The organism is Actinoplanes philippinensis (genome assembly GCF_900113015.1).
In the GTDB taxonomy this organism is placed as follows: domain Bacteria; phylum Actinomycetota; class Actinomycetes; order Mycobacteriales; family Micromonosporaceae; genus Actinoplanes; species Actinoplanes philippinensis.
The window spans coordinates 412,527-434,173 of record NZ_FONV01000003.1 but is presented as its reverse complement, the minus strand read 5'-3'; the positions used below and the strand labels follow the sequence as shown (position 1 = coordinate 434,173).

Genomic DNA, 21,647 nt, shown 5'->3' with positions numbered 1-21,647 from the left:
CTCCTTACGCGTTGGTGGTGTCGAGGTCGATGGTCTCCGGCTCGGGCACGGTGGCCGCCGGGCGGACCGGGATCACCGCGACCGTGATGTTGTCGGCGCCGCCGGCCGCGTTCGCGTACGCGACCATCGCCCGCGCTGCTCCGAGCAGGCTGTTCGCGGCGGTGAGGCATTCCCGTACCAGATTGCCGAGCTCGGCCGGGTCGACCAGGTAGTTCCACAGGCCGTCACTGCACAGCAGCAGGTGCCCCGGCTCGGTCGCGGTGAACGAGCGCACCCGCGGCCGGACCGGCCCGGCGTCGGCGCCCAGCCAGGCGGTGATGGCGTGGGCCTTCGGGTCGTTCATCGCCGACACCGGGTCGGCGCCCAGCGCGATGACGTGGGTGGCCCACGAGTCGTCCTCGGTGAGCTGCTCGGCCGGGCCCTGCGGGCCGAGCCAGTAGACCCGGCTGTCGCCGACCCAGCCGTAGCCGACGTGCGGCCCGCGCACCGCGGCCGCCACGATCGTGCAGGCCGGGTTGGCGGCGGCGCGGCGCGGGTCGCCGGTGTGCGCGAGCGACGCGACAGCGGCGGCGGCGCCGGTGATGGCGTGCGCGACCGCGCCGGCCAGCCCGACCGCGCCCGCCGGACGCTCCAGGCTGTCCAGGTCGACGGTCTCGTCCGTGCCGTCGGTGACGAACGGGACGTCCGGGTGCCGGGCGCCGGCCAGCAGCTCCCCGGCGGCGCGGACGGCGATGTCGGAGGCGGCGTCCGGGTCGAACGACGCCGACACGCCGTCGCAGACCACCACGTCGGCGGCGTCCTCGCCGACCGCCAGCCACATGGCGTCCTCGTTGCGGTGGTGCCGCCGCCCGCGGTCGCTCACCGCCGCGCCGGCCGGGCCGCCGTCGGCCTCCAGATGATCGCGGGATCGGCCGGCCATCATGCCGCACTCCTCGCAGTACCCGTCGTCGCCCACGGAGCCCGCCGCCCCGCACCGCGCGCAGTCCTTGCGGGCCGGCGCCGCGGGGCCGGCCGCGGCCTCGGGAACGGGCGGTTCCGCGAGCCTACGCCCGCACACCTCACAGTAGGTAGCGCCGGAGGCCAGCTCGTCCTCACAGGAGGCACAGTCGGTCGTCAGGGTCATGAGCGCGGTTCCGCCCCTCTCACGTACGCGTCCGCGGGCGTACCGCGTTCGCCAGGTCCACCAGGCGGATCTTCTCCGTGCCGTGCGTCGCCCGGGCCATCTCCCGGTACGCCGACTCCAGCGCGAACCGCACGTCTCGTTCCGGCTGCCGTTCCGCCGGTTCGCCGCCGATCACCGTGGCCAGGTCGGCCCCGGCGATCTTGGCGCCGCCGCCGAGAGTACGCAGCACCTGCTCGAGCAGTTCGGCCCGGAGGGTGGCCAGTTGCGCCGCCTCCACCTCGAGCCGCGAGATCAGCCCGGCCGCGGTGGTCAGCGAGTCCACGTCGACGACCGCGGCCCGGTGCGACCGGACCAGTGCCCGGATCGCGCCGATCTGCGAGATCGGGTACGCCGACGACGTGCCCGGCACCCGGTTGTACGCCTCGACCGCCCCGGCCCGGTCCCCGCTCTCCATCCGGCAGCGCGCCAGCCCGGCCGCTGCCGTCGTGTACGCCGGATCGGTGCGGCTGACCACGTCGTAGTATCCGCACGCGGTGGCCGGGTCGCCGGCCAGCTCGGCGGTGACCCCGAGCGCCAGCTGCGGGGCCAGCTCGCCGGGCAGCGCCGACCACACCGCGTCGAACCGCTGCCGGGCACGCGCCCAGTCCTCGGTGGCGAGCGCGAGCAGACCGTCGTACCAGTCCACCCGCCAGTCCGGCTCCATCGCGTCGCGGACCCGGGCCGCGGCCTCGGCGTCGCCCTGGTCGATGTGCGCCCGCATCCGCCGCAGCCCCACCTCGGCCGAGTCCTGCGGGGCGGCGTCGAGCTGGGCCAGCACCGTCTTCGGGTCGGCCGCGGTGATCGAGGCGATCATGCCGGCCGCCGGGTCGCTCAGGTCGACGAGCGGGGTCGGCAGGTCCTGCCGGCGCGGCCGGTCGTCACGCAGATCGGTGCGCAGCTCGCCGGTGAAGAACCGGGAGATCGCCGGCCGCGGGGTGCCGTCGGCGGCCAGCACCTGGCGCAGCACGCCCAGCATCTGCTCGGCCATCTCGGCGGCGTCGGCGAACCGCTGGTCCGGGTCGGTGTGCGTGGCCTGCCGCAGCAGCCGGTAGAAGCTCTCGTGCTTCTGGTAGACCTCGAACTCGCCACGATCCGGCAGGCTGTGCGCGAACGTGCTCTGGTAACCGCGGAAGTCGGTGGTGAGCACGGCCAGCGTACGGCCGATGGTGTAGAGGTCGGACTGCGGTGACGGCCCGTCGGTGGCCATCTCCGGCGCTTGGTATCCGACCGTGCCGTAGATCGCCGCGTCCTGGTCGTCGACGTGCACCACGCCGCCCAGGTCGATCAGCCGCATCTGGTCGCCGGACTGGATCACGTTGTCCGGCTTGAAGTCGCAGAAGATCAGGCCCCGCTCGTGCAGGTAGCCGAAGGCGGGCATGATCTCCAGGACGTAGGCGAGCGCCTGGTCGACCGGCAGCGGGTCGGCCGCCCCGGCCCCGCGGCGCTCCTTGAGCAGGTCCTTGAGCGACTTGCCGCCGACATACTCCATCACGATGTAACCGGCGCCGTCGTGCTCGACGAAGTTGTAGATCTTGACGATGTTCGGGTGCTCGACCTCGGCCAGGAACCGCCGCTCGGCCACCGCGGCGGCCAGGGCGTCCTCGTCACCGGAGTTGAGCAGGCCCTTGAGCACCACCCAGCGGTCCGACACGTTCTTGTCCACGGCCAGGTAGACCCAGCCCAGGCCGCCGTGCGCGAGCGGGCCGACCACCTCGTACTGCCCGGCCACCAGGTCGCCCTTGACCAGTTTCGGGGTGAAGTTGAACGCCTCGCCGCAGTTGGCGCAGAAGCCGGACGAGCGGGCCGGGCGGTCGCCGCGGGCCCGGCCGACCGGCTTGCCGCACTTGGCGCAGTACCGCTTCGACTCCGGCACCTCGGCGACGGCCATCACCGCGGTCGCCGGATCCGCGGTGCGGATCGGCGCGATTTCCACCAGGCCGCCGCCGAAGCGCCGGGCCGACGCCCCGGTGCGGGAGCTCGACGACGTCCGGCCACTTCCCCGGGTACGGGTGGACAGCGCGCTGCTGCTGCGGGAGGAGGCGGCGGTGCCCTGCCGGGGCGTGGGCGCCGGGGCGGGCGTGCCGGCGACCGGGGCCAGCCCGCACGTGTCGCAGTACCCGTCCTCGATCGTCCCGTCGCAGCCGGCCCGGGCACATCCGCCGGAGACGGGCGTGGCCGCGACCGGCACGGGCGCGGCGGCGGGCGTGGCTGCCGGTGCGGCGGCCGGGGCCAGGCCACAGGTGTCGCAGTAGCCGTCCTCGATCGTGCCGGAACAGTTGGGGCGCTGGCAGGTCATCGGGCCTCCCGGGCGGCGATGGTGGCGGAGAGCGCGTCCTGGTATCTCTCGACGGCGGCCCGTGCCGCGGCGAGATCACAGGGCGCCTGGTGCAGGACGTCACGTGCGGTCTGGGCGAGCGGGCTGAGCTGCGGATCCTCGTCGAGGCCCCGGCTCAGCGCCTTGGCCCGGAAGGCGTCCAGGCGGCCGCGCAGCTCGTTGCGCTCGGCGAGCAGCCCGGTGTGGTGGGCCTGGGCCGACCGCAGCGCCGCCAGCCGCTCCCTGGCCTGCCGGTTCCACGCCGACAGGCGCGGGCTGATCAGCGCCCAGTGCCCGGCGGCGGCCAGCGCGTCGATCGCGGCCAGCTCGGGGCGGGGATCGGCACCCCGTACCACGATGATCTTGTCTGGGGGGAAACGCCCGTCGACCGCCTCGCGGGCCGCGTCCGCGGACGTCTGTGCCGCCTCGATCTCGGCGACGACGGTCCGGGCGTCGCGCAGCCGCTGCGACAGCGAGGCCCGCAGCTCGGCCGCGGAGGTCCGCTCCGCGTCCGCCCGCGCGATCAGCGCCCGCACCCGCTCCAGGCCGGAGACGTCCGCGCCGAGCGGATCCGACAGCAGCGTCCCGGTGAGATCGCCCAGCAGCCGGTCCGCCTCGTCGAGCAGCCGATCGGTCTCGGCGGCCAGCCCGCCCGCGGTCTGCCGGGTCAGGTCCCGCACGTGCAGCAGCGCGTCGGCGGCCTCGGCGGCGGCCGGCGTCGCCCGCCGCCACGCCTCGCCGGCGCTGGTGACGACAGCGACCGCGGTCGCGAACGCCGCCTCCATCGCGGCCAGCAGCTCCGCCGGCGTGCACGTGGAGATCACCTGGCCGGAGCCGAGGAGCCCGCGCTGCGCCAGCGGCACCGTCGCTGTCGAGAGGGTGATCGAGCTGCCCAGCACCTCCTGCTGGAAGGCGGCCCGGTCGGCGTCGCTCATCCGGCGCTGCGAGCGCAGCGCCCGCGCCCGGTCGATCACCTCGCCCAGCTGGCGATGTCCCTGCCAGAGCCGGGCCAGGGCGTCACCGGCGTCGGCCCAGGCGGTGGCGGTCCGGCCGGTCAGCTTGATCCGGCCCAGCTCCTGGCGGTCCGGGTTCTGGTCCAGCTCGACCAGGTTCGCGGCGATCGCGGCGACCGCCTTCTCCAGGCGCGCCAGCTCGGTCTCGGCGGCGTGCATCGTCGTCATCGGTACCGTGCCGCGGGGGGTGCCGGGGCGCTGCCACCGAGCCAGCGGCTGTAGATCTTCGCCCAGGTGCCGTCGGCGCGCATCCGCTCCAGCACCGCGTTGACGTACTGGGTGAACTCCGGATGCGTCTTGGCGATCGCGATCGCGTACGGCTCCTCGGTGAACCTCGGGCCGACCACCTTGGCGTACGGGTCCTGCGCGGCCATCCCGGCGAGGATGGTGTCGTCGGTGGAGACCGCCTCCGCCTCACCCAGCTGGAAGGCGACCAGGCACGCACCGTAGTCGGGCCGCACGACCAGCTTCGGTGGCGGACTCACCTTCGTCAGATTGTCCAGCGAGGTCGAGCCGGCGACCGAGCAGACCAGCCGGTCGCCCAGGTCCTCGATCCGCTGCACCGGCGAGTCCTTGCCGACCAGCAGCCGCTGCCCGGCCTCGTAGTAGACGGTGGAGAAGTCGACCCGCTCCCGGCGGGCGCAGTTGACCGTCATGGTGCTGACCACCATGTCGACGGTGCCGCCCTCGACCTTGTCCATCCGCTCGGCGTTGGGGACGATCCGCAGCTCCAGGCGGTCCGGGTCACCGAAGATCGCCCGCGCGACCTCCCGTGCCACGTCGATGTCGAAACCCTCGATCCGGCCGGTGAACGGGTCCCGCGAGCTGAACAGCACGGTGCCCTGGTTGGTGCCGACGATCAGCCGGCCCCGCTCCTTGATCTTCTGCATGTAGCTGGCCGGCGAGATCTGCAGTCCCGCCGCGGGCCGGAGGCTGGCCCGCGGGTCGTCGCACGGCCGGGACGCCGGCGCGGGCGCGGAGCTTGCCGACGGCGCGACGCTGACCTGCGGCTTCGCCGGCGGCTCCGCGGTGGTGCAGGCGGTCAGCCCGGTCACGGCGAGCATCACCGACAGGGCAAGGGCAACGGGGGTACGGGTCACCGGTACTCCTCCAGCCGGGCTCGCAGTCCCAGCGCCGCGCACACGCCGATCGCCAGCGCCAGCAGCGGGCCGAGGATCGTCAGCACGCCGAGCCCGCGGCCCGCCGAGCGGATCTGGTCGTCGAACGCCGCCCGCCGATCGGTCAGCGCGTCGCTCAGGGTCCTGGTCACCGCGTCGAACGTCGCCGCGGTCTCCTCGCTGACCGCCTTGCGTACCGCGCCCTCGTAGTCGCCGTTGTCGTCCAGCCGGCGGATCTCGTCGTGCACCGCCAGGTAGGCGTCGTGCTGGGTGCCGGCCTTCGCCATCAGACCGGCCACCTCGTCGAACTCCGGCCCGGTCACCGAGAACCGCTGCCGCAGCGTCGTGAAGTCGTCCTCCAGCTTGCCGCGCCCGGCCCGGGCGGCCAGGGTGAGCGCCTCGTCGGCCCGCTCCCGCAGCACCAGGTTCCGGTTCTCGGCCAGCGCCTCGGCCGGGGCCGAACCGTCCCGGTCCGCGCCGTCCAGCCGGGCCCGCTGGTGCGCGAAGACCCCGGCACAGACCACCGCCAGCAGCACCGTCAGCGCCGAGGCGGTCAGCAGCGGCACGTTGAACGTGCGATGGGTGGTACGGCTCAGATGCGCCTGCGTCGCGATCAGCGCCACACCCAGCACGATGAGCAGCACCAGCAGCAGCATCAGCCACCAGGAGCTGCGCGCCCCCGCGTAGCCGTCCGACGCCTCCCGCTGCGCCTGCTGGAACAGCGCCTGCGCCTGCGGCTGTAACGTGTCCCGGTTGAGCTGCGAGGCGGTCGACAGGTAGGACGCGCCGACCGGCTTGCCCTGCCGGTTCAGCGCCCGGGCGGTCGCGACCAGCGCCGTGTAGTCGCTGAGACCGGTCGTGATCGACCGGATCGCCTCGGCGCCCGCACTGCCCTCCGGCACCCGGCGGGCGGCCGAGGTCAGGGCGGCCGCGGCATCGGCCAGCTTCTCGTTGTAGCGGTCGGTCAGCTTCGGCGGCTCCAGGCCGCCGGTGATGAACGCCTGCGCGGCGGTGGCGTCGGCGTCGGCGAGCGACGACCAGACCGTCTCCGCCTCGGCGAGCAGCGGCTGGGCCCGATCCCGCAGATCACCGGTGCCGGTGGCGGCCGAGGCCGCGGTCAGGCCGGTGACCAGGCCGGTCAGGGCGGTGAGCACGAGCAGGACGGCGAGCAGCAGCTGAAGGCGGCCGGGCGAGGTGTGCCGCAGCCCGGCGAGGCGGGTCAACGCCGCGCGTGGGGGCGCCTGAACTGCTGTCACGCTGGGTCGCCTCTCCCCGTTCCAACTGCCTGTCTGCGCTATGGGATCGCACGTCCACTGTGCGTCATGAGCGCAAGCCCCTCGTCGGCAAGAGGCGCCCCGCGGACCGTCCGCCGGGCGCCTCGTTCACCGGTTTCTCAACTCAGTTCGCGCTTGAGCAATTTGCCCGTCGCCGTCATGGGCAGAGACTCGACGATCTTGACGATCCGAGGGTACTTGTAGGCGGCCATCTGCTCCCGGCTCCACGCCACGAGTTCCTCCTCGGTGACCGTGGCGCCCGGCTTCAGGATCACGAACGCCTTGATCTCCTCGCCGTGCTGCTCGTGCGGGACGCCGATCACCGCGCTCAGCGACACCGCCTCGTGCATCAGCAGGACCTCCTCGATCTCCCGCGGGTAGACGTTGAAGCCACCCCGGATGATCATGTCCTTGGCGCGGTCGACGATGTAGTACCAGCCGTCGGAGTCACGACGGGCCAGATCACCGGTACGGAACCAGCCGTCCCGCATCACCTCGGCGGTCGCCTCCGGCCGGCCGATGTAGCCACGGAAGATGTTGTGGCCACGGATCGCGATCTCACCGATCTCGTCCGGCTTGTCGATGCTGTTCCAGTCGCCGTCGATCAGCTTCACCTCGACACCCCAGATCGGGATGCCGATCGACCCGGGACGCGGCTCGCTGCCCGGAGCGCTGAAGGTGGCCACCGGGGACGTCTCGGACAGCCCGTACCCCTCCAGGATGGTGACCCCGAACCTCTCCTTGACCGCCTTGATGATCTCCACCGGCAAACTCGACCCGCCGGAGACCGCGATGCGCATGTTCGCCGCGATCCGCTCGACGTCCACGCTCTCCTTCAGGGCGTTGAGCAGACCCCAGTACATCGTCGGCACACCCGCGAAGAAGGTCACGTTCTCGCTCTGCAGCAGCGCGACAGCGGCGTCCGGGTCGAAACGGGGCAGCAGCACCAGCGTCGACGCCGTCGAGAAACCGGCGTTCATGTTCACCGTCGAGCCGAACGAGTGGAACAGCGGCAGCACCAGCAGATGCGTGTCGGTGGCCGGCTGCGTGCCGAACAGCCGGTTGCAGGTCAGCGCGTTCAGCACCAGGTTCGAGTGCGACAGCTCGGCGCCCTTGGCCTGGCCGGTCGTCCCGCTCGTGTAGAGGATCACCGCGGCGTCGGTCTCGGCCCGCTGCACCGTCTCGAACACCGGCGGCTGCCCCGCGAGGCCCGCGCCCAGCGTCTCCGCGCCCTCGATCGGCGACGCCGCCGCCGGATCCGCGGTGATCAGGAAGAAATGCTCGACCGCCTCGACGTCGTTGAAGCCGGCGAACCCCTCGGCGCCCATCGGCAGCTCCGGCGTGCCCTGGAAACAGAAGTACGCCCGGGCGCCCGAATCCCGCAGGTGATACGCGATCTCACGGCCCTTGAGCAGCACGTTCAGCGGCACCACGACCGCGCCGGCCTTCAGGATGCCGTAGTAGACGATCGGGAAGTACGGCAGGTTCGGGCAGGTCAGGGCCACCTTGTCACCCGGCTGCACGCCCCGCGAGCGCAGCAGCCCGGCCACCTGGTTCGCCGCGGCGTTCACCTGCGCGTACGTCAGGCGCTGCGCGCCCAGCACGACGGCGGCGCGCTCCGGGTGGTTGCGGGCGCTGTCCTCCAGGAGAACGGAGAGGTTGAGCATGGGGTGACATCCTTCTCACCGGGGGTTCATGACGGCTGACTCATCCCAACATGCGCGCCCGCGCCGGTGGAAGGCTCCGTTTCGTCTTTGTTTCCTTCCCTCTTTCATTAGGTCGGCTGTTTGCCTGCCGAATGCACCGGCGTGGGAATCCCGGTGTTGGATGCGGTACACGTGGGGCGTCAGCCGATCTTCGACGTCCAGGGCGTCGTCGTGGCTTACGAACTGCTGTTCCGTGGCCGTATGGACGACGTCGCGTCAGGGCGGCAGGACACATACGCCACCAGCGCCGTCATGGTGAACGCGTTCACCGAGTTCGGCATCGCCGAAGTGGCCGGCAACCGGCCGTGCTTCATCAACCTCACCCGCGAGTTCGTGACCGGGCGGCTCCCGTTGCCGTTCGGCCCCGAACAGGTGGTGCTCGAGGTGCTGGAGACGGTCTACGTCGACGACGAAGTGATCGCCGGGCTCACCGCCCTCTCCGAAGCCGGATACAAGATCGCCCTCGACGACTTCGTCTGGGGCTCCGGCCACGAACAGCTCCTCGGTCTCGCGTCCTACGTCAAACTCGACCTCCTCGACGGCGACCTGAGCCGCCTCGACGAGATCGTCGCGGCCTGCCGCGAATACCCCGGCCTGGAGCTGGTCGCCGAACGTCTGGAGACCGAGGAACAGGTCGCCATCGCCGACCGCTACCGCATGGAGTTGCGGCAGGGGTACGCGCTGAGCCGCCCCCAGGTCCTCAGCACCCCCAGCCTGTCGCCGTCCCGGCTGCGCCGGCTCGAACTCGTCGCCGCCCTCATGTCCCCCGACGTCCCCCTCGAGAAGATCACCTCGATCATCGTCAGCGACCCGGCTCTCGCCCTCCGTGTGCTGCGGGTCAGCAACTCGGTCGCGGCCGGCGTGGTCAGCCGCATCTCGTCGGTCCGGCAGGCCGTGATGCTGGTCGGCCTCAACCGGATCCGCCGGTGGGCCACCCTGATGGTCGTCGACGACGTGGCCGAGGCCCCCGAGGAGCAGCTGCTCACCGCGCTCGCCCAGGCCCGCCTGTGCGAGAGCCTGGCCCCGCGTTTCCGCGCCGACCCGGGCGCGGCCTTCGTGGCCGGCCTGGTCACCGGCATGGCCGGCTTGATGGGCACGACCACCGCCGCCATGGCCGAACAGCTGCCCCTCACCACCGAGGTGTCCGACGCCGTGACCGTCGGCACGGGCCGCCTCGGCGAGGTGCTGCGGGCCGTCCGCGCCTACGAGGACGGCGAGTGGGGCTCCGACGACCTGGCCGGCCTGTCCCTGGACGCGATGCGCTGGTCCACCCGAACCCTCACCGCCGCCCACCGCTTCTCCCCAACCCCAGCGGCCAAGCGCCGCCGAGGCCCGGCAGCCCCCCGCCTGGTCTGACCGCCCCGCCCGTTCCGGTCTCCTCGCCCCGGACCGCCAAGCGCCGCCGACGCCCGGAGGCCCCGCGTCTGGGCTGTCCATCCTTGCCCGTTGCGGGTCCTCGCTTCGGGCGGCCCGCGTCGGGTCTATCCACGTCGACCTGTCCCCGGCCTCAGCCACCGCGGTCACATGCCGTCGATCCCAGGCTCGTCGAGGTCGAACGGCTCACGAGTTGGCGGGTGCGGTTTTGAGGACGGGGAACGCGGTGGCGATCACGGCGAGGCCCGCGCACAACACGGTGACCGCCGCGGTCGCGCCCCATGGAACGACGAGCGTTATGTCGCGGCCGATCTCGTCCTCGACGGCGGCCCGCACGCCGGCCAGTGAGACGACGGCGACCAGCCCGCCGAGGATCGCGCCGACTCCCACCGTGAGCAGCGCCTCCACGGTGACCACTCGCAGCACCTGACCGGTCCCGGCTCCGGCGAGCCGCAGCGCCCGGAACTCACTCCGCCGGGCAGCGGTGGCCATCAGCAGCGTGTTCCCGACCGCGATGGCGGTGTATCCCGCCGTGAGCCCGATCAGCGCCAGCAGGAACAGGTCGATCAACTGCCCCTCCTCGTCGATCTCCGCCATGACGAACTCGTGGATCGGCACACTGCGAGCCCCCGGAACCGCCACCGCCTCCTTCGTCAGCACGAGCATGCCGGTCAGAGCATCCGGATCATGCTGCCGGACCAGAGACCGCGGAACACTCGACTCGTCCTCCACACCGGCGACCTGGAGCTTCGCCTCCACCCCGTCAGCGAACCGGATCGTGACCGTGTCTCCGCCCCTCGCACCCAGTTGTGCCGCGCTGATCCGGTCCAGAATGAGGGCGTCACCGCGGCCGGTCACCGACATGCCCGACGTCCGGTCGCCGCGGCTGATCAGGACCCGGGTGGTGAGCTCCGGTTCGGCGCCCTGAGCGGTGACCGCGGCCGCCGACAGCCCGGGCGTGCCGTCCGGCACCAGCACGTTGCCCGCCGGATACCGGGCCGTCTCGTCGATGCCGGTGGCCACCTCGATCGTCGCGACCGTGCCGGCGAGCAAGACCGTCAGCCCGACGGTCGCCAGCACCGGCGCCGCTGTCGACGCGACCCGGCGAACACCGGTCAGCGTGCCCTCCCGGACCAGCATCCCGGTAGCGGTGCTCCGCCACGGCCGGGCCACCACCCGCACCAGCGGCACGATCAGCACCGGCGACAGCAGAGCGGCCGAGGACAACAGCAGCATCGCGGCGCCCAGCCCGGCGCTGCTGCGGGTCTCCAGCGGCAGTGACGGCATCGCTGCCAGCAGCGCCGCGCCGGCTGCTCCGCAGAGCAGCCCCACCACCCAGCGGGCAGGGGTCATCGACCGCGGATCGGCAGCAGCCTCACGGAGCGCGTCCAGCGGCGAGATACGGCTGGCCCGGCGCGCGGCGGCGGTCACCCCGGCCAGCGCCACGAACAGGCCCAGCACCACCGCCCCAGCGAACGCCGCGGGCTGCCACGTCACGGTGAAACCGGCGGGCTCCAGGCCGGTCCTGACCATCGGATCGGCCAGCAACGGAGCGGCCACCATGCCGGCCGGAGCCCCGAGCAGCCCGGCGACCAGGGCGATCAGGGCCGTCTCGCCATACATCATCCGCCGGACCTGCCCCGGCGTCGCCCCGACCGCGCGCAGCAGCCCCAACTCGCGCCGCCGCTGAGCCGCGCTCAGCGCACACGTCGACGACACCACGAACACGGTCGCGAACGCGCCCAGCATCACCAGCGCGATCAGCAGCTGCGCGCCGATCCACCGAATCCGCGTGACGGCATTCGGCTCCAGCGCGTCCCGCTCCGCACCGGACCGCACCACTCCCGCCGCCCCGACCACGGCGCGGGCCGCGTCGGCCACCCGCTGAGGATCTCCGGTCACGGTCAGACCGAGCACCCGCACACCGGAGGCACGTCTCGCCGCCTCCCGATCCGATACGTAGAACCCGGGCCCGTCGACGGTGCCCGTGACCCGCCACTCCTCCGGCCCGGCCGAAGTGAGCACCTCCACCGTCCCCGAAGCAGTCGCCCGACCCGGCCCGGCCTGCTGACCAAAGGTGGTCCGCCTGGCCGGGGATTCGCTGGTAGGCCCTGTCGTGTTGCCCGTCTTCGGTTCCCCGCCCGGAGTCCACGCCCGGGTGCCGCCGGCCGTGGTCTGCGAGGGCGGGGTGCCGGCTGGGGACGCGGTGCCGAGGACGACCTCACCCGGGGCGGAGGGAGCACGGCCGCCGGTGAGCCGGTAGCTGCCGAGGGTGGCGGACGACCACGCATGACCGTCCTGCAGGGCGGTCTGGGGGTCGCCCACTGGACGGCCGCCCTCAACTCGCTGCACGTAGAACCACGGATCGGGGACGGCCGCCGTCACACCCTCCAGCTCGCCGAGACGCGTGGACAGAGCGGCCGCCTGCTCCGCTGTCCAGGACTGGCGGTCCCGGTCGTCGCCGGTGCCCGGATCGGGTGGCGTGATCAGCACCGGGGCCTCGTCGTAGCGGGCCGGGGCCTGTGGCCGGGAACTCAGGTGGAGCGCCGCCGACCCGGCGACGACGGCCACTCCCAGGAACACCGCCACGAACGTGCCGGCGAAACTCGCGAATCGATGCCTGACCATTGCCCACGCCGCGGTCATCGGGCCACCACCGTGTGCTGTGCGTGGGCGATGCGCAGGGCGATCCGCTCGGCGCCGGCGCCTCCGGGCAGCTCGTCGAACACCCGGCCGTCGGCCAGGAAGAGCACCCGGTCGGCGGTGGCCGCGGCCAGCGGATCGTGGGTGACCATGACGATGGTCTGACGGTGATGGTCCACCGCCGCACGGAGCAGCCGCAGGACCGCGGCGCCGGACGCCGCGTCCAGCGCGCCGGTCGGCTCGTCGGCGAACAGCACCGCCGGCCGGGACACCAGGGCACGGGCGATCGCCACCCGCTGCTGCTGGCCACCGGACAGCTCCGACGGCCGGTGGCGCTCGCGGCCGGCCAGACCCACCTCGGCCAGCATCGCCGTCACCGCGCCCGGCTCGGGACGGCGACCGGCCAGGCGCAGCGGCAACGCCACGTTCTGCGCCGCGGTCAACGCCGGCACCAGATTGAACGCCTGGAACACGAAACCGACACGACTGCGGCGAAGGCGGGTCAGCGCCCGCTCGCTCAGGTTCCCGACAGGGACGCCGTCGATGACGACCTCGCCGCCGGACAGCCTGTCGAGCCCGGCCGCGCAGTGCAGCAGCGTGGACTTGCCGGACCCGGAGGGGCCCATGACCGCGGTGAAGGTGCCGGGCTCGAACCGGGCGTCCACCCGGTCCAGCGCGGTGACCGCGCGCTCGCCGGTGCCATACGTCCTCGTCGCTGCCCGTAGCTCGACAGCTGGTGTGCCGTGATCCGTCATGCCGACCAGAAAACCGTTCCGGCGAGCCCGGCACAGTCACGCGGAGTCCACATTCGAAGGTAAACCCAGCACTACCGACACCGGCGCGTACGGCCGGTAGCGTGCCGGACATGCAACCCCGCAACGCGCTCGAGGCGCTCACCCTGCGGCCGGTCGCGCTGTTGCGTTCGTCCTGGCCATGGCGCTCCCTCGCCTACCTGGCGAGCGGCTCCCTGCTCGGCGTCGCCACCATCGTGACGGTCGTCGCCATGCTCGTCGTCGGCACGCTGCTGGCCGCGGTGCTGGTCGGCGTCGCCGGTTACGTGGGGTGTCTGCTGTCCGGCATCGTGGTGGCCCGCGTCGAGCGGCGGCGGCTCCGGCTGGTCGACCGTGACGAGCTGCCCGACCCGCATGTTCCGCCGCCGCGGGCCGGCCTCCGCGCGTGGGTCACCCTGCGGCTGCGGGAGGAGGCGACCTGGCGGGAGCTGTTCTATGCGGCGCTCGCGGCGGCGATGCTGAGCTGGATGGATCTGCTCGTCCTCGTCGGTGTCGCCTACACCCTGGCGATCTCGATCGGCGCGCCGTGGAGCATCGCTGACGAGCCGCTGTCCTCCACCTTGCCGGCTGTCTTCGCCGGGTTGCTGCTGGGTCCCATCCTGGCCTATCCGGTGATCGCCTGGGCCGGAGCCCGCGCCGCGATGGCCCGCGCCATGCTGACCCCGCCCGACGACGCCCGCCTGCGCGAGCTGACCCGGTCCCGGGCGCGGCTCGTCGACGCCTTCGAGGTGGAGCGCCGGCGCATCGAGCGTGACCTGCACGACGGCGCCCAGCAGCGGCTCGTGGCGCTCAGCATGCAGCTCGGCATGGCGCGTCTCGAGGTCCCGGCCGGTGCGCCCGGCGCCGAGCCGCTCGCGGCCGCTCACCAGTTGGCCAAACAGGCGCTCACCGACCTACGGGAGCTCATCCGGGGCGTTCATCCGAAGATCCTGACCGACCGTGGCCTGGCCGCGGCCGTGGGGGAGGCCGCCTCCGTCGCGCCGCTGCCCGTCGACCTCGACCTGCGGCTGCCCGGGCGGCTGCCGTCAGCCGTCGAGGTGACCGCCTACTTCGTGGTGTCCGAGGCGCTCACCAACGTCGCCAAGCACGCCGGGGCCGAGCGGGCGGGCGTCGAGGCCTACCTGACGGGCGAGCGGCTGATCGTGCAGGTCCGTGACGACGGCCGTGGCGGAGCCGACCCGGCGAACGGCTCCGGCCTGATGGGACTCGCCGATCGGGTGGCGGTCCTCGACGGCTCGGTGAACCTGTCCAGCCCAGCCGGTGGCCCTACGCTGCTGCGCGTGGAGATCCCGATTCCGGAGGCGGTCGCATGAGGGTGGTCATCGCGGAGGACGGCGTGATCGTCCGGGAGGGGGTGGCCGGCATGCTGCGCCGGTTCGGTCACGAGGTGGTCGCCGCTGTCGGGGATGCCGTCGCCCTGCGGGAGGCGGTCGCCGAGCACCGGCCGGACGTGGTCGTCACCGACGTGCGGATGCCACCCGGGTTCAGCGACGAGGGCTTGCAGGCGGCGATCGAGATGCGCACGGCCGACCCGAAGCTGCCGGTCCTGGTGCTCAGTCAGTATGTCGAGCAGACCTACGCGGCTGAGCTGATCGACTCCGATGACGGGGCGGGCGTCGGCTACCTGTTGAAGGACCGCATCGGGGAGGTCACCGAGTTCGTGAAGGCGATCGAGGACGTGGCGGCCGGCCGGACCGTGGTCGACCCGGAGGTGGTTCGCCAGTTGCTGGGCCGCCGTCGCGACCCGCTGCATCGGCTCACGAGCCGGGAGCGCGAGGTTCTGGCGCTGATGGCCGAGGGCCGTTCGAACCCTGGCATCGCGCGGGAACTGGTCGTCACCGAAGCGATGGTCTCCAAACACATCAACAGCCTGCTGGCCAAACTCGACCTCCCACCCGACAGCGACGACCATCGCAGGGTTCGTGCCGTGCTGGCCTACCTGCGCGGATGATCACCGGGGCAGGCCGGCGCGGAAATGAGGGGGTGGAGCGCCTTTCGACGTTGATCGGAAACGGGACGGAGTTGATCGGAAACGGGACGGACTGTCGGCGCTGACGAGAAATGGGCCGGTTGCTTGAGGCTGGCGTGGTGAAGGCGTGAGAGCGGGGGAGATGAGTCAGTTGCCGACGGTTACCGTGACGGTGGCCAAGAGGCCGGCGGCCAGGTCGAAACGGTCCCGCGGGACCACGTGGAGAGGACCGCCGGTGGTGGGCTCGGGGTCTTCCGCGGGAGGCAGGCCCGCGACCACCTGGCCTGCGATCTGTTCCGGGATGTAGAGGGAGCCGGAGTAGGTCACGGTTCGGCCGCCTGCCAGGTAACCGCCTACATGGACCGAGGTGGTGATGTGGACGGGCTGACCTGGTTCGCGGCCGGGGTGGACGGTGCGGAACTCGGCGTAGCCTTCGGAGTCGGTGACCTGGGCGCCGCGGAGTTCGCCGTCACCGGTGGGTTCGCGGTGGCGGAGGTCCACCACGGCCGAGGCGACGGGGGTGGCGTCGAAAGCGTCGAGGACACGAATTCGCAGCATCAGCGGGACGCCGGGGCGATCGCCGGCGATGTCGCGGCGGACGAGTTCCAGGGGGAGGGTGCCGGTTCGGCCCGGTTCGGCGAGAGCGAGGCGGGCCGGTTGGGGCCCTCTGGTGGCCGGTCGCGGCACCGGCCTGCTGATGACCGGCGTGCTCCGGCTCTCCTCGTTGCGCACGGCAAACCCCCGCTGTAGATCACGTCAACGAGTTGATCTTCGCAGGAGAAATGCCTATCTCGTGGGTTTTTGAGGTATTTGTCCGCTGTGGCAGGGGTGGCGTTCCGTAACACGAGACGCGCACACTGCCTGGCAAGGCGTGACCACGCTCGCCGCCCTGAGCGTGGTCGATCGGACCGCCTGGCCGGAGTGCGGTCCCACCCGGGACGCTTCCACCCGAGTGTCCCGGAAACGCTGCGGGTGGGCGGGGCGTTGCCGCGCCCGCCCACCTGCAGCGCGTTAACCCAGGCGCTCGTCATGCCGCCCGCCGCGCCACCGGCGATTCCATGGCGGGGTGGCCGCAACGGCGTCTGCAGGCCCCGCTCCTACCGCGGAGGTCACTGGCCCAGCCTGCGATAGAGGCGGACCGAGAGTGGGCCGAAGACGGCGATCAGGGCGATCGGCCAGGCGACGGCCAGCAGCAACGCGTGTTCGGCCGGCCAGGAGTCGGAGCCCAGGCCCGGGTTGCCGAACAGGTCGCGCAGAGCTGTGGTGGTTGCGGAGATCGGGTTCCACTCGGAGACGGCACCGAGCCAGCCGGGCATCAGTTCGGGGGCTACGAAGACGTTCGAGACGGCGCTGAGCGGGAACGCCAGCGGGAAGACGATCATCGAGACCGTGTCCGGGTTCGGGGTGGCCAGGCCCAGGGCCACGCCGACGCAGCTCAGGGCCAGGCGCAGCAGCAGGAGCAGGGCGATCGCGGTCAGTACGGTGCCGATGCCCTGGTGCCAGCGCCAGCCGACGAGCAGCCCGCACACCATCAGGACCGCGGTCTCCAGCAGGGCCCGGGCCAGGTCGGCGGTGACCCGGCCGGTGATCAGGGCGGATCTCGCCATCGGCATCGAACGGAACCGGTCCAGCACTCCGCGGCCCACGTCGACGGCGATGCCGGTGGCGGTCGCGCCGATGCCGTACAGCATGGTCATCACGAAGACGCCCGGGATCAGGAACTCACGGTATCCGCCGCCGCCGGGCACCGACATGCCGCTGCCGAACACGTATCCGAACACCAGCACGAACATGATCGGCAGGCTGAAATAGATGACGATCTCCTCGGGTGCCCGCACCACATGCCGCAGGTAGCGCCCGGCCATCACCCGGCCATCCGCGAGTGCCGCCCTCATGCCCCCACCTCCGAGGACGAGACGGGAGCCCCGACCGAAGGCGAGGCGGAAGCGGTGGGCGAAGACCCGGCGGCGGTGGGCGAGGGCGAGGCGGAAGCGGTGGGTGAGGGCGGGGCGGCGGCGGCGGTAAGCGAGGGCGAGGCGGCGGTGGTGGGCGAAGACGCGGCGGCGGCGGTAAGTGAGGGCGAGGCGGCGGCGGTGGGTGAAGACGCGGCCGCAGCGGCTTCGGCTGTGGAGGGTGAGGTGGGATGGTGGGCGGTCAGCTGGAGGAAGGCCTCGTCGAGGGTGGGCCGGTGCAGGCCGATGTCGGCGACGGTTATCCCGGCCTCCTGCAAGGCCCGGATGGTTGCGGCCAGCGTCTCCACCCGGTTGTTCCGGAGGGGTACGCGCAACCCCCGCCGGTCGATGTCGACGACCGGTTCGGCAGCCGTGATGCGGGCCAGGATCGCTGCCGCGTCGGTGAGGCGGGCGGCGTCGCGGACGACGACCTCCAGGCGGTCGGCGCCGAGTGCCGACTTGAGCTGGTCCGGGGTGCCTTCGGCGACGACCCGGCCGGCGTCGACGACCGAGATCAGGCCGGCCAGCTGGTCGGCCTCCTCCAGGTACTGGGTGGTCAGCAGGACCGTGGTCCCGTCGGCGACCAGGCCGCGGACGGCGGCCCACACCTCGTTGCGGCTGCGCGGGTCGAGGCCGGTGGTCGGCTCGTCGAGGAACAGCACCCGGGGCCGCCGCAGGAGGCCGGCCGCCAGGTCGAGGCGTCGCCGCATGCCGCCGGAGTAATCCTTCGCGGACCGGGCGGCGGCGTCGGTGAGCCCGAACCGTTCGAGCAACTCGTCGGCGCGCCGGTGGGCCTCGCGACGCCCCAGGTGGTGCAGCCGGCCGAAGAGGATCAGGTTCTGCCGGCCGCTGAGCAACTCGTCGACGGCCGCGTACTGGCCGGTCAGGGCGATCCGCTCGCGGACCAGGCCGGGTTGCCGGGCCACGTCGGCGCCGGCCACCTCCGCCCGGCCGGCGTCGAAGCCGAGCAGGGTCGACAGGACCCGTACGGCGGTGGTCTTCCCGGCCCCGTTGGGCCCCAGCAGCCCGTGGACGATGCCGGCCGGAACCTCCAGGTCGAACCCGTCGAGAGCGGTCGTCCCCCGCCCGCCCCGATACCGTTTGCGCAGCCCGCGGGCCACGATCGTGGATGTCATGCGCCCAGGCTGGCGGTGTCCGCTGACGAGCCGCGCACCGCGCGCTGACGGCGGGCTACGGCAGCGCCCTCCGCAGCTCCGGATCCAGCGCGTCGTAGACGTCGTCCGGCGTCGTCCCGGTCGCCGCGAGGACGGTGGTGAAGAACCGCCGGGCGGCGACCGCCGCGATCACGTGGAAGATGTCGGTCTCGGACAGGCCGTGCTCCCGCAGCCGGTCCACGTCGGCCGGTGTCACGGCTGCCGGATCGCCGGCCACGATCTCCGCGAACTCCATGACCGCCACGTCGACGGCCGCCAGCCGGGACCGGCCGGTGACCGCGTCGAGCAGGCCGGCGTCGTCGAGGAATGTCTCCCGCAACGCGGTGGCGAACGCGAACGAGCAGTACCGTGAGCCGATCCGCCGGGCCGCGGCCAGCGTCACCAGCTGGTACCGGCGCGGATCCATGGCCGACCGGAGCGACTTCGACAGAGCGGCCCAGCCCGCCTGCACGTCGGGGGCCAGCGCGAACACCCGCGAATAGTTCGCGACATACCCCATCCGCTCCCGGTCGGCGTCGTAGAGCGGCGAGGATTCCGGAGTCTGCAGCAGCGTCATGGGCGCCGACCGTACCGGCGATCCGGCCCTCGCTCGTGGGGGAAATCCCCTAACTTGGGCGTCGTCGGGCCGCGGCCGCCGCCTGACCGCGACTGGTCACGCCGAGTTTGGCGAGAACGGCCGAGACATGGTGCTCGACGGTCTTCACCGACAGCGTCAGCCGGGCCGCGATGTCCGCATTCGACAACCCGTCGGCGAGCAGCGCCAGCACCTGCGCCTGCCGGGCCGTCAGACCCGCCTCGTCGGCCGCGGTCGCCGGGCGCGGCCCCCGCGGCACCCCGGTCACCCCCTGCCGGCGCAGTTCCGCCCGCAACCAGGCCGCCGCCCGGACAGCCTCAACCCGATCAAGAGCGGTCAACACCTCAGGTGGTACGGAGACCAGCGCGTCCCCCGCCAGCCGGAGGTGACGATCCAGTTCCGCGGCGAACCACCGGTGCCCACGAGCGACCGCCTCCTCGTACACCGGAAGTGCCTCCGCCGTCGCCCGCTCCCGGTCCCCGGCCAGCCGGAAGTACTCCGAGCGGGCCGCCGCCACCGGGGCCGTCCACTGCAGCTCGGCCAGGCCGTAGGCGTGCGCGGCCGCCGTGTCCAGGTCGGCCAGGGCCCTGTCGTCACCCCGCGCCGACCGGATCCGGGCCCGCACCACCAGCGCCGGAAGCACCGCGACCCCGCCCCGGCTGGGCCGGCTGAGCGAGGCTTCGGCGTCGGTCAGGGCGCCCGCCCAGTCCCACGCTGCGAACCGGATCATCGCCCGCAGACCCAGCAGATACTGGACGTACCCTTCCAGATCGTGCTCGACGGCGTAGCCGAGAGCCTCCTCCACAGCGGCCGGCGCATCGGTGGTGGTGGACTGCTCGATCAGCGCGGACGCCAGGTTCACCAGGGCGCGGGCGGCGTGATCGGTCAGGCCGGCCGCCGACGCCTCGCGATGCAGGTGACGCAACTGCCCGGCGGCGGCGTGGTCGCCCGACAGCATGCGGGCGCTGGCCATGTTGACACGTGCGTGCAGCTCCGTCTCGGTGTCGCCGAGGTCGGCCGCCAGCTTCCGGGCCCGCTCACCCCACTCCACCGCGGCGTCCGGCTCGTACGCCAGCATGTGCAGTTGCGACCGGTTGCTGTACGCCATCGCCAGCGGCCGGCCCGGCGGTCCCGGCTCCAGCACCGCCACCGCCTCGGCCGCCGCCTCCCGGGCCTCCGCGCCGCGGCCGCTCCACCACGCCAGCCGGGAGATCCACCGCAGGCAGTCACCGGTCCGCTCCCGGTCGCCGAGACCACGCCACACCCGCAGCGCGTCACGGCAGGCGGGCAGGCCCTCCGCGGCGACACCGGACAGATACGCCTGTACGGCGTACGCCTCCAGCAGTTTCGCACCCTCCGCGGGAGGCAGCCCGGACACGTACGCAAGCATCGCCCGGTAATGGGCCGCGGCCTCGCGGTGGGCGCCCTGCCCGGCGGCCCGCACCGCCGCCGCAGTGCCGTGCCGCAGCACCGCCGCCCTGTCACCGGCCGGCCGCGCATGATGGGCCAGCCGGGCCGGATCGACGTCACCGGCACGTTCCAGCAGGTCGAGCGCCTCCCGGTGCAGCGCGACCCGGGCCACCGGCGACAGCGACTCCTCGACGACCCGGCGCAGAAGCTCATGCCGGTACGCGACACCGTCCCCCGACCGGGTCAGCACCCCCGAGTCCAGACACTGCTGCACCTCCCGCAGCCGCCCGCCGAGAATCGCGGCCTCGGCCCGTGTCGGGATCACCGCGACGAGGCGGGCCAGCGCCCGGGCCGGTTCCGGCAGCCCCCGCAGCCGGGCGAGCACCAGATCCTGAACGGCTGCCGGGCTCCGCTGCCCCACCTCGGTCCCGCTCTCCGGAGGGGTTCCGGCCCGGGACGCCTCGGCCGTCGTCGGGGTCGCGGCGAGCAGCTCCGTCACCAGGAGCGGATTGCCGCCGGTGAGGTGGAACAGTTCCGCGGCATCCCGGCCGAGGTGAGCCGCCTGCTCGGCGACACACGCCTCGGACAGCGGCGGCAGCGGAATCCGGCGCACCACCTCCCGTGGCATGGCCGCCAGCGCGACCCGCAGCGGATGCTCCGGCCCCACCTCGTCATCGCGGAACGTCACGACGAGCATGGCCGCGAGCCGCCCGATCCGCCGCGACAGGAACACCAGCAGGTCCGTCGTCGCCTCATCGGCCCAGTGCGCATCCTCGACGATCACGACCGGTAGCGGCCGTGCGCGGGGCCCCGACAACTCGTCGAGCAGGGCGGCCAGCACCTCGCCCCGATCCGCGCCCGCACCCAGCCGTTCGGCCAGCCGGCCGCCGACCTGCCGCCCGATGTCGTGCACCGGTCCCAGCGCACGCGGAGTCACCAGCGGATCGCACACACCCTGCAGCACCCGCGCCCGTGGCCCGCAACGCCGCGTGAACGCGGCGACCAGGGTGGACTTCCCGATCCCGGCTTCCCCGGCGACGAGCGCCACCCGCCCGGAACGACGGCTCTCCCGCACCAGCTCGTCCAGCTGTGCCAGCGCATCGCCCCGTTCCCACAGCTCCATCGCCGGAATCGTACGACGCCTCGCCCCCTCTCCCGCCCGGCCGAGGTCT

At 72.8% G+C, this 21,647-nt stretch carries 14 protein-coding genes and 2 pseudogenes; 3 read left to right on the top strand and 13 right to left on the bottom strand.

Translation table 11 applies throughout. The features are described 5' to 3' along the window. Positions 1–4 precede the first annotated feature (4 nt). The 6 genes from BM290_RS08830 to BM290_RS08805 all read right to left on the bottom strand — a co-directional run bounded on the left by BM290_RS08830 (position 5) and on the right by BM290_RS08805 (position 8,548). A complete protein-coding gene (locus BM290_RS08830) occupies positions 5–1,123 on the bottom strand; it encodes a PP2C family protein-serine/threonine phosphatase (protein WP_093611888.1) in 1,119 nt (372 codons plus the stop codon). Between the two features lie 19 nt (positions 1,124–1,142). Continuing rightward, positions 1,143–3,458 (bottom strand): serine/threonine-protein kinase, encoded by a 2,316-nt coding sequence (locus BM290_RS08825; RefSeq protein WP_093611886.1) that lies wholly within the window; start codon positions 3,456–3,458, stop codon positions 1,143–1,145. Beyond that, entirely contained in the window at positions 3,455–4,657 is a 1,203-nt protein-coding gene (locus tag BM290_RS08820) for a hypothetical protein (protein ID WP_093611884.1), read from the bottom strand. The genes BM290_RS08825 and BM290_RS08820 overlap by 4 nt, the downstream gene beginning before the upstream one ends. Next, positions 4,654–5,589 (bottom strand): glutamate ABC transporter substrate-binding protein, encoded by a 936-nt coding sequence (locus tag BM290_RS08815; RefSeq protein ID WP_239143224.1) that lies wholly within the window; start codon positions 5,587–5,589, stop codon positions 4,654–4,656. Before BM290_RS08815 ends, BM290_RS08820 begins: the two co-directional genes overlap by 4 nt. Further along, positions 5,586–6,863, bottom strand: a complete 1,278-nt coding sequence (locus BM290_RS08810; protein ID WP_239143225.1) for a hypothetical protein — start codon at positions 6,861–6,863, stop codon at positions 5,586–5,588. The genes BM290_RS08815 and BM290_RS08810 overlap by 4 nt, the downstream gene beginning before the upstream one ends. 137 nt (positions 6,864–7,000) lie before the next feature. Beyond that, a complete protein-coding gene (locus BM290_RS08805) occupies positions 7,001–8,548 on the bottom strand; it encodes a long-chain-fatty-acid--CoA ligase (RefSeq protein ID WP_093611878.1) in 1,548 nt (515 codons plus the stop codon). Positions 8,549–8,701: 153 nt separating this feature from the next. Here BM290_RS08805 and BM290_RS08800 point away from each other — a divergent pair, with 153 nt between their 5' ends. Then, positions 8,702–9,943, top strand: coding sequence for an EAL and HDOD domain-containing protein (locus BM290_RS08800; RefSeq protein WP_239143226.1), 1,242 nt, complete (start codon positions 8,702–8,704; stop codon positions 9,941–9,943). A 282-nt stretch (positions 9,944–10,225) separates the two neighbouring features. Here the strand turns inward: BM290_RS08800 and BM290_RS51035 are convergent. Both BM290_RS51035 and BM290_RS08790 read right to left on the bottom strand, forming a co-directional pair. Then, positions 10,226–11,710: pseudogene (locus tag BM290_RS51035) on the bottom strand (ABC transporter permease); the annotation flags it as partial. An 893-nt stretch (positions 11,711–12,603) separates the two neighbouring features. Next, a complete protein-coding gene (locus BM290_RS08790) occupies positions 12,604–13,359 on the bottom strand; it encodes an ABC transporter ATP-binding protein (protein WP_093611872.1) in 756 nt (251 codons plus the stop codon). Between the two features lie 110 nt (positions 13,360–13,469). Between BM290_RS08790 and BM290_RS08785 the strand changes: the two genes are divergently transcribed. Then, positions 13,470–14,708, top strand: a complete 1,239-nt coding sequence (locus BM290_RS08785) for a sensor histidine kinase (RefSeq protein WP_093612444.1) — start codon at positions 13,470–13,472, stop codon at positions 14,706–14,708. Next, positions 14,705–15,346: a response regulator transcription factor gene (locus BM290_RS08780; RefSeq protein ID WP_093611870.1), complete on the top strand. Its 642-nt coding sequence runs from the start codon at positions 14,705–14,707 to the stop codon at positions 15,344–15,346. The genes BM290_RS08785 and BM290_RS08780 overlap by 4 nt, the downstream gene beginning before the upstream one ends. 165 nt (positions 15,347–15,511) lie before the next feature. Here BM290_RS08780 and BM290_RS08775 read toward each other — a convergent pair whose 3' ends face one another. The 5 genes and pseudogenes from BM290_RS08775 to BM290_RS08755 all read right to left on the bottom strand — a co-directional run bounded on the left by BM290_RS08775 (position 15,512) and on the right by BM290_RS08755 (position 21,598). Then, on the bottom strand, positions 15,512–15,922 hold the full coding sequence (locus BM290_RS08775; protein WP_143133670.1) for a peptidase associated/transthyretin-like domain-containing protein: 411 nt from the start codon (positions 15,920–15,922) through the stop codon (positions 15,512–15,514). A 551-nt stretch (positions 15,923–16,473) separates the two neighbouring features. Next, positions 16,474–17,259: an ABC transporter permease gene (locus BM290_RS08770; RefSeq protein ID WP_093611866.1), complete on the bottom strand. Its 786-nt coding sequence runs from the start codon at positions 17,257–17,259 to the stop codon at positions 16,474–16,476. Positions 17,260–17,504: 245 nt separating this feature from the next. After that, a pseudogene (locus tag BM290_RS08765) lies at positions 17,505–18,452 on the bottom strand (ATP-binding cassette domain-containing protein); the annotation flags it as partial. A 55-nt stretch (positions 18,453–18,507) separates the two neighbouring features. Beyond that, positions 18,508–19,047 carry a carboxymuconolactone decarboxylase family protein gene (locus BM290_RS08760; protein ID WP_093611862.1) on the bottom strand — a complete coding sequence of 180 codons (540 nt, stop codon included), beginning with the start codon at positions 19,045–19,047 and terminating at the stop codon, positions 18,508–18,510. Between the two features lie 49 nt (positions 19,048–19,096). Then, positions 19,097–21,598: an ATP-binding protein gene (locus BM290_RS08755; RefSeq protein ID WP_093611860.1), complete on the bottom strand. Its 2,502-nt coding sequence runs from the start codon at positions 21,596–21,598 to the stop codon at positions 19,097–19,099. Positions 21,599–21,647 lie beyond the last annotated feature (49 nt).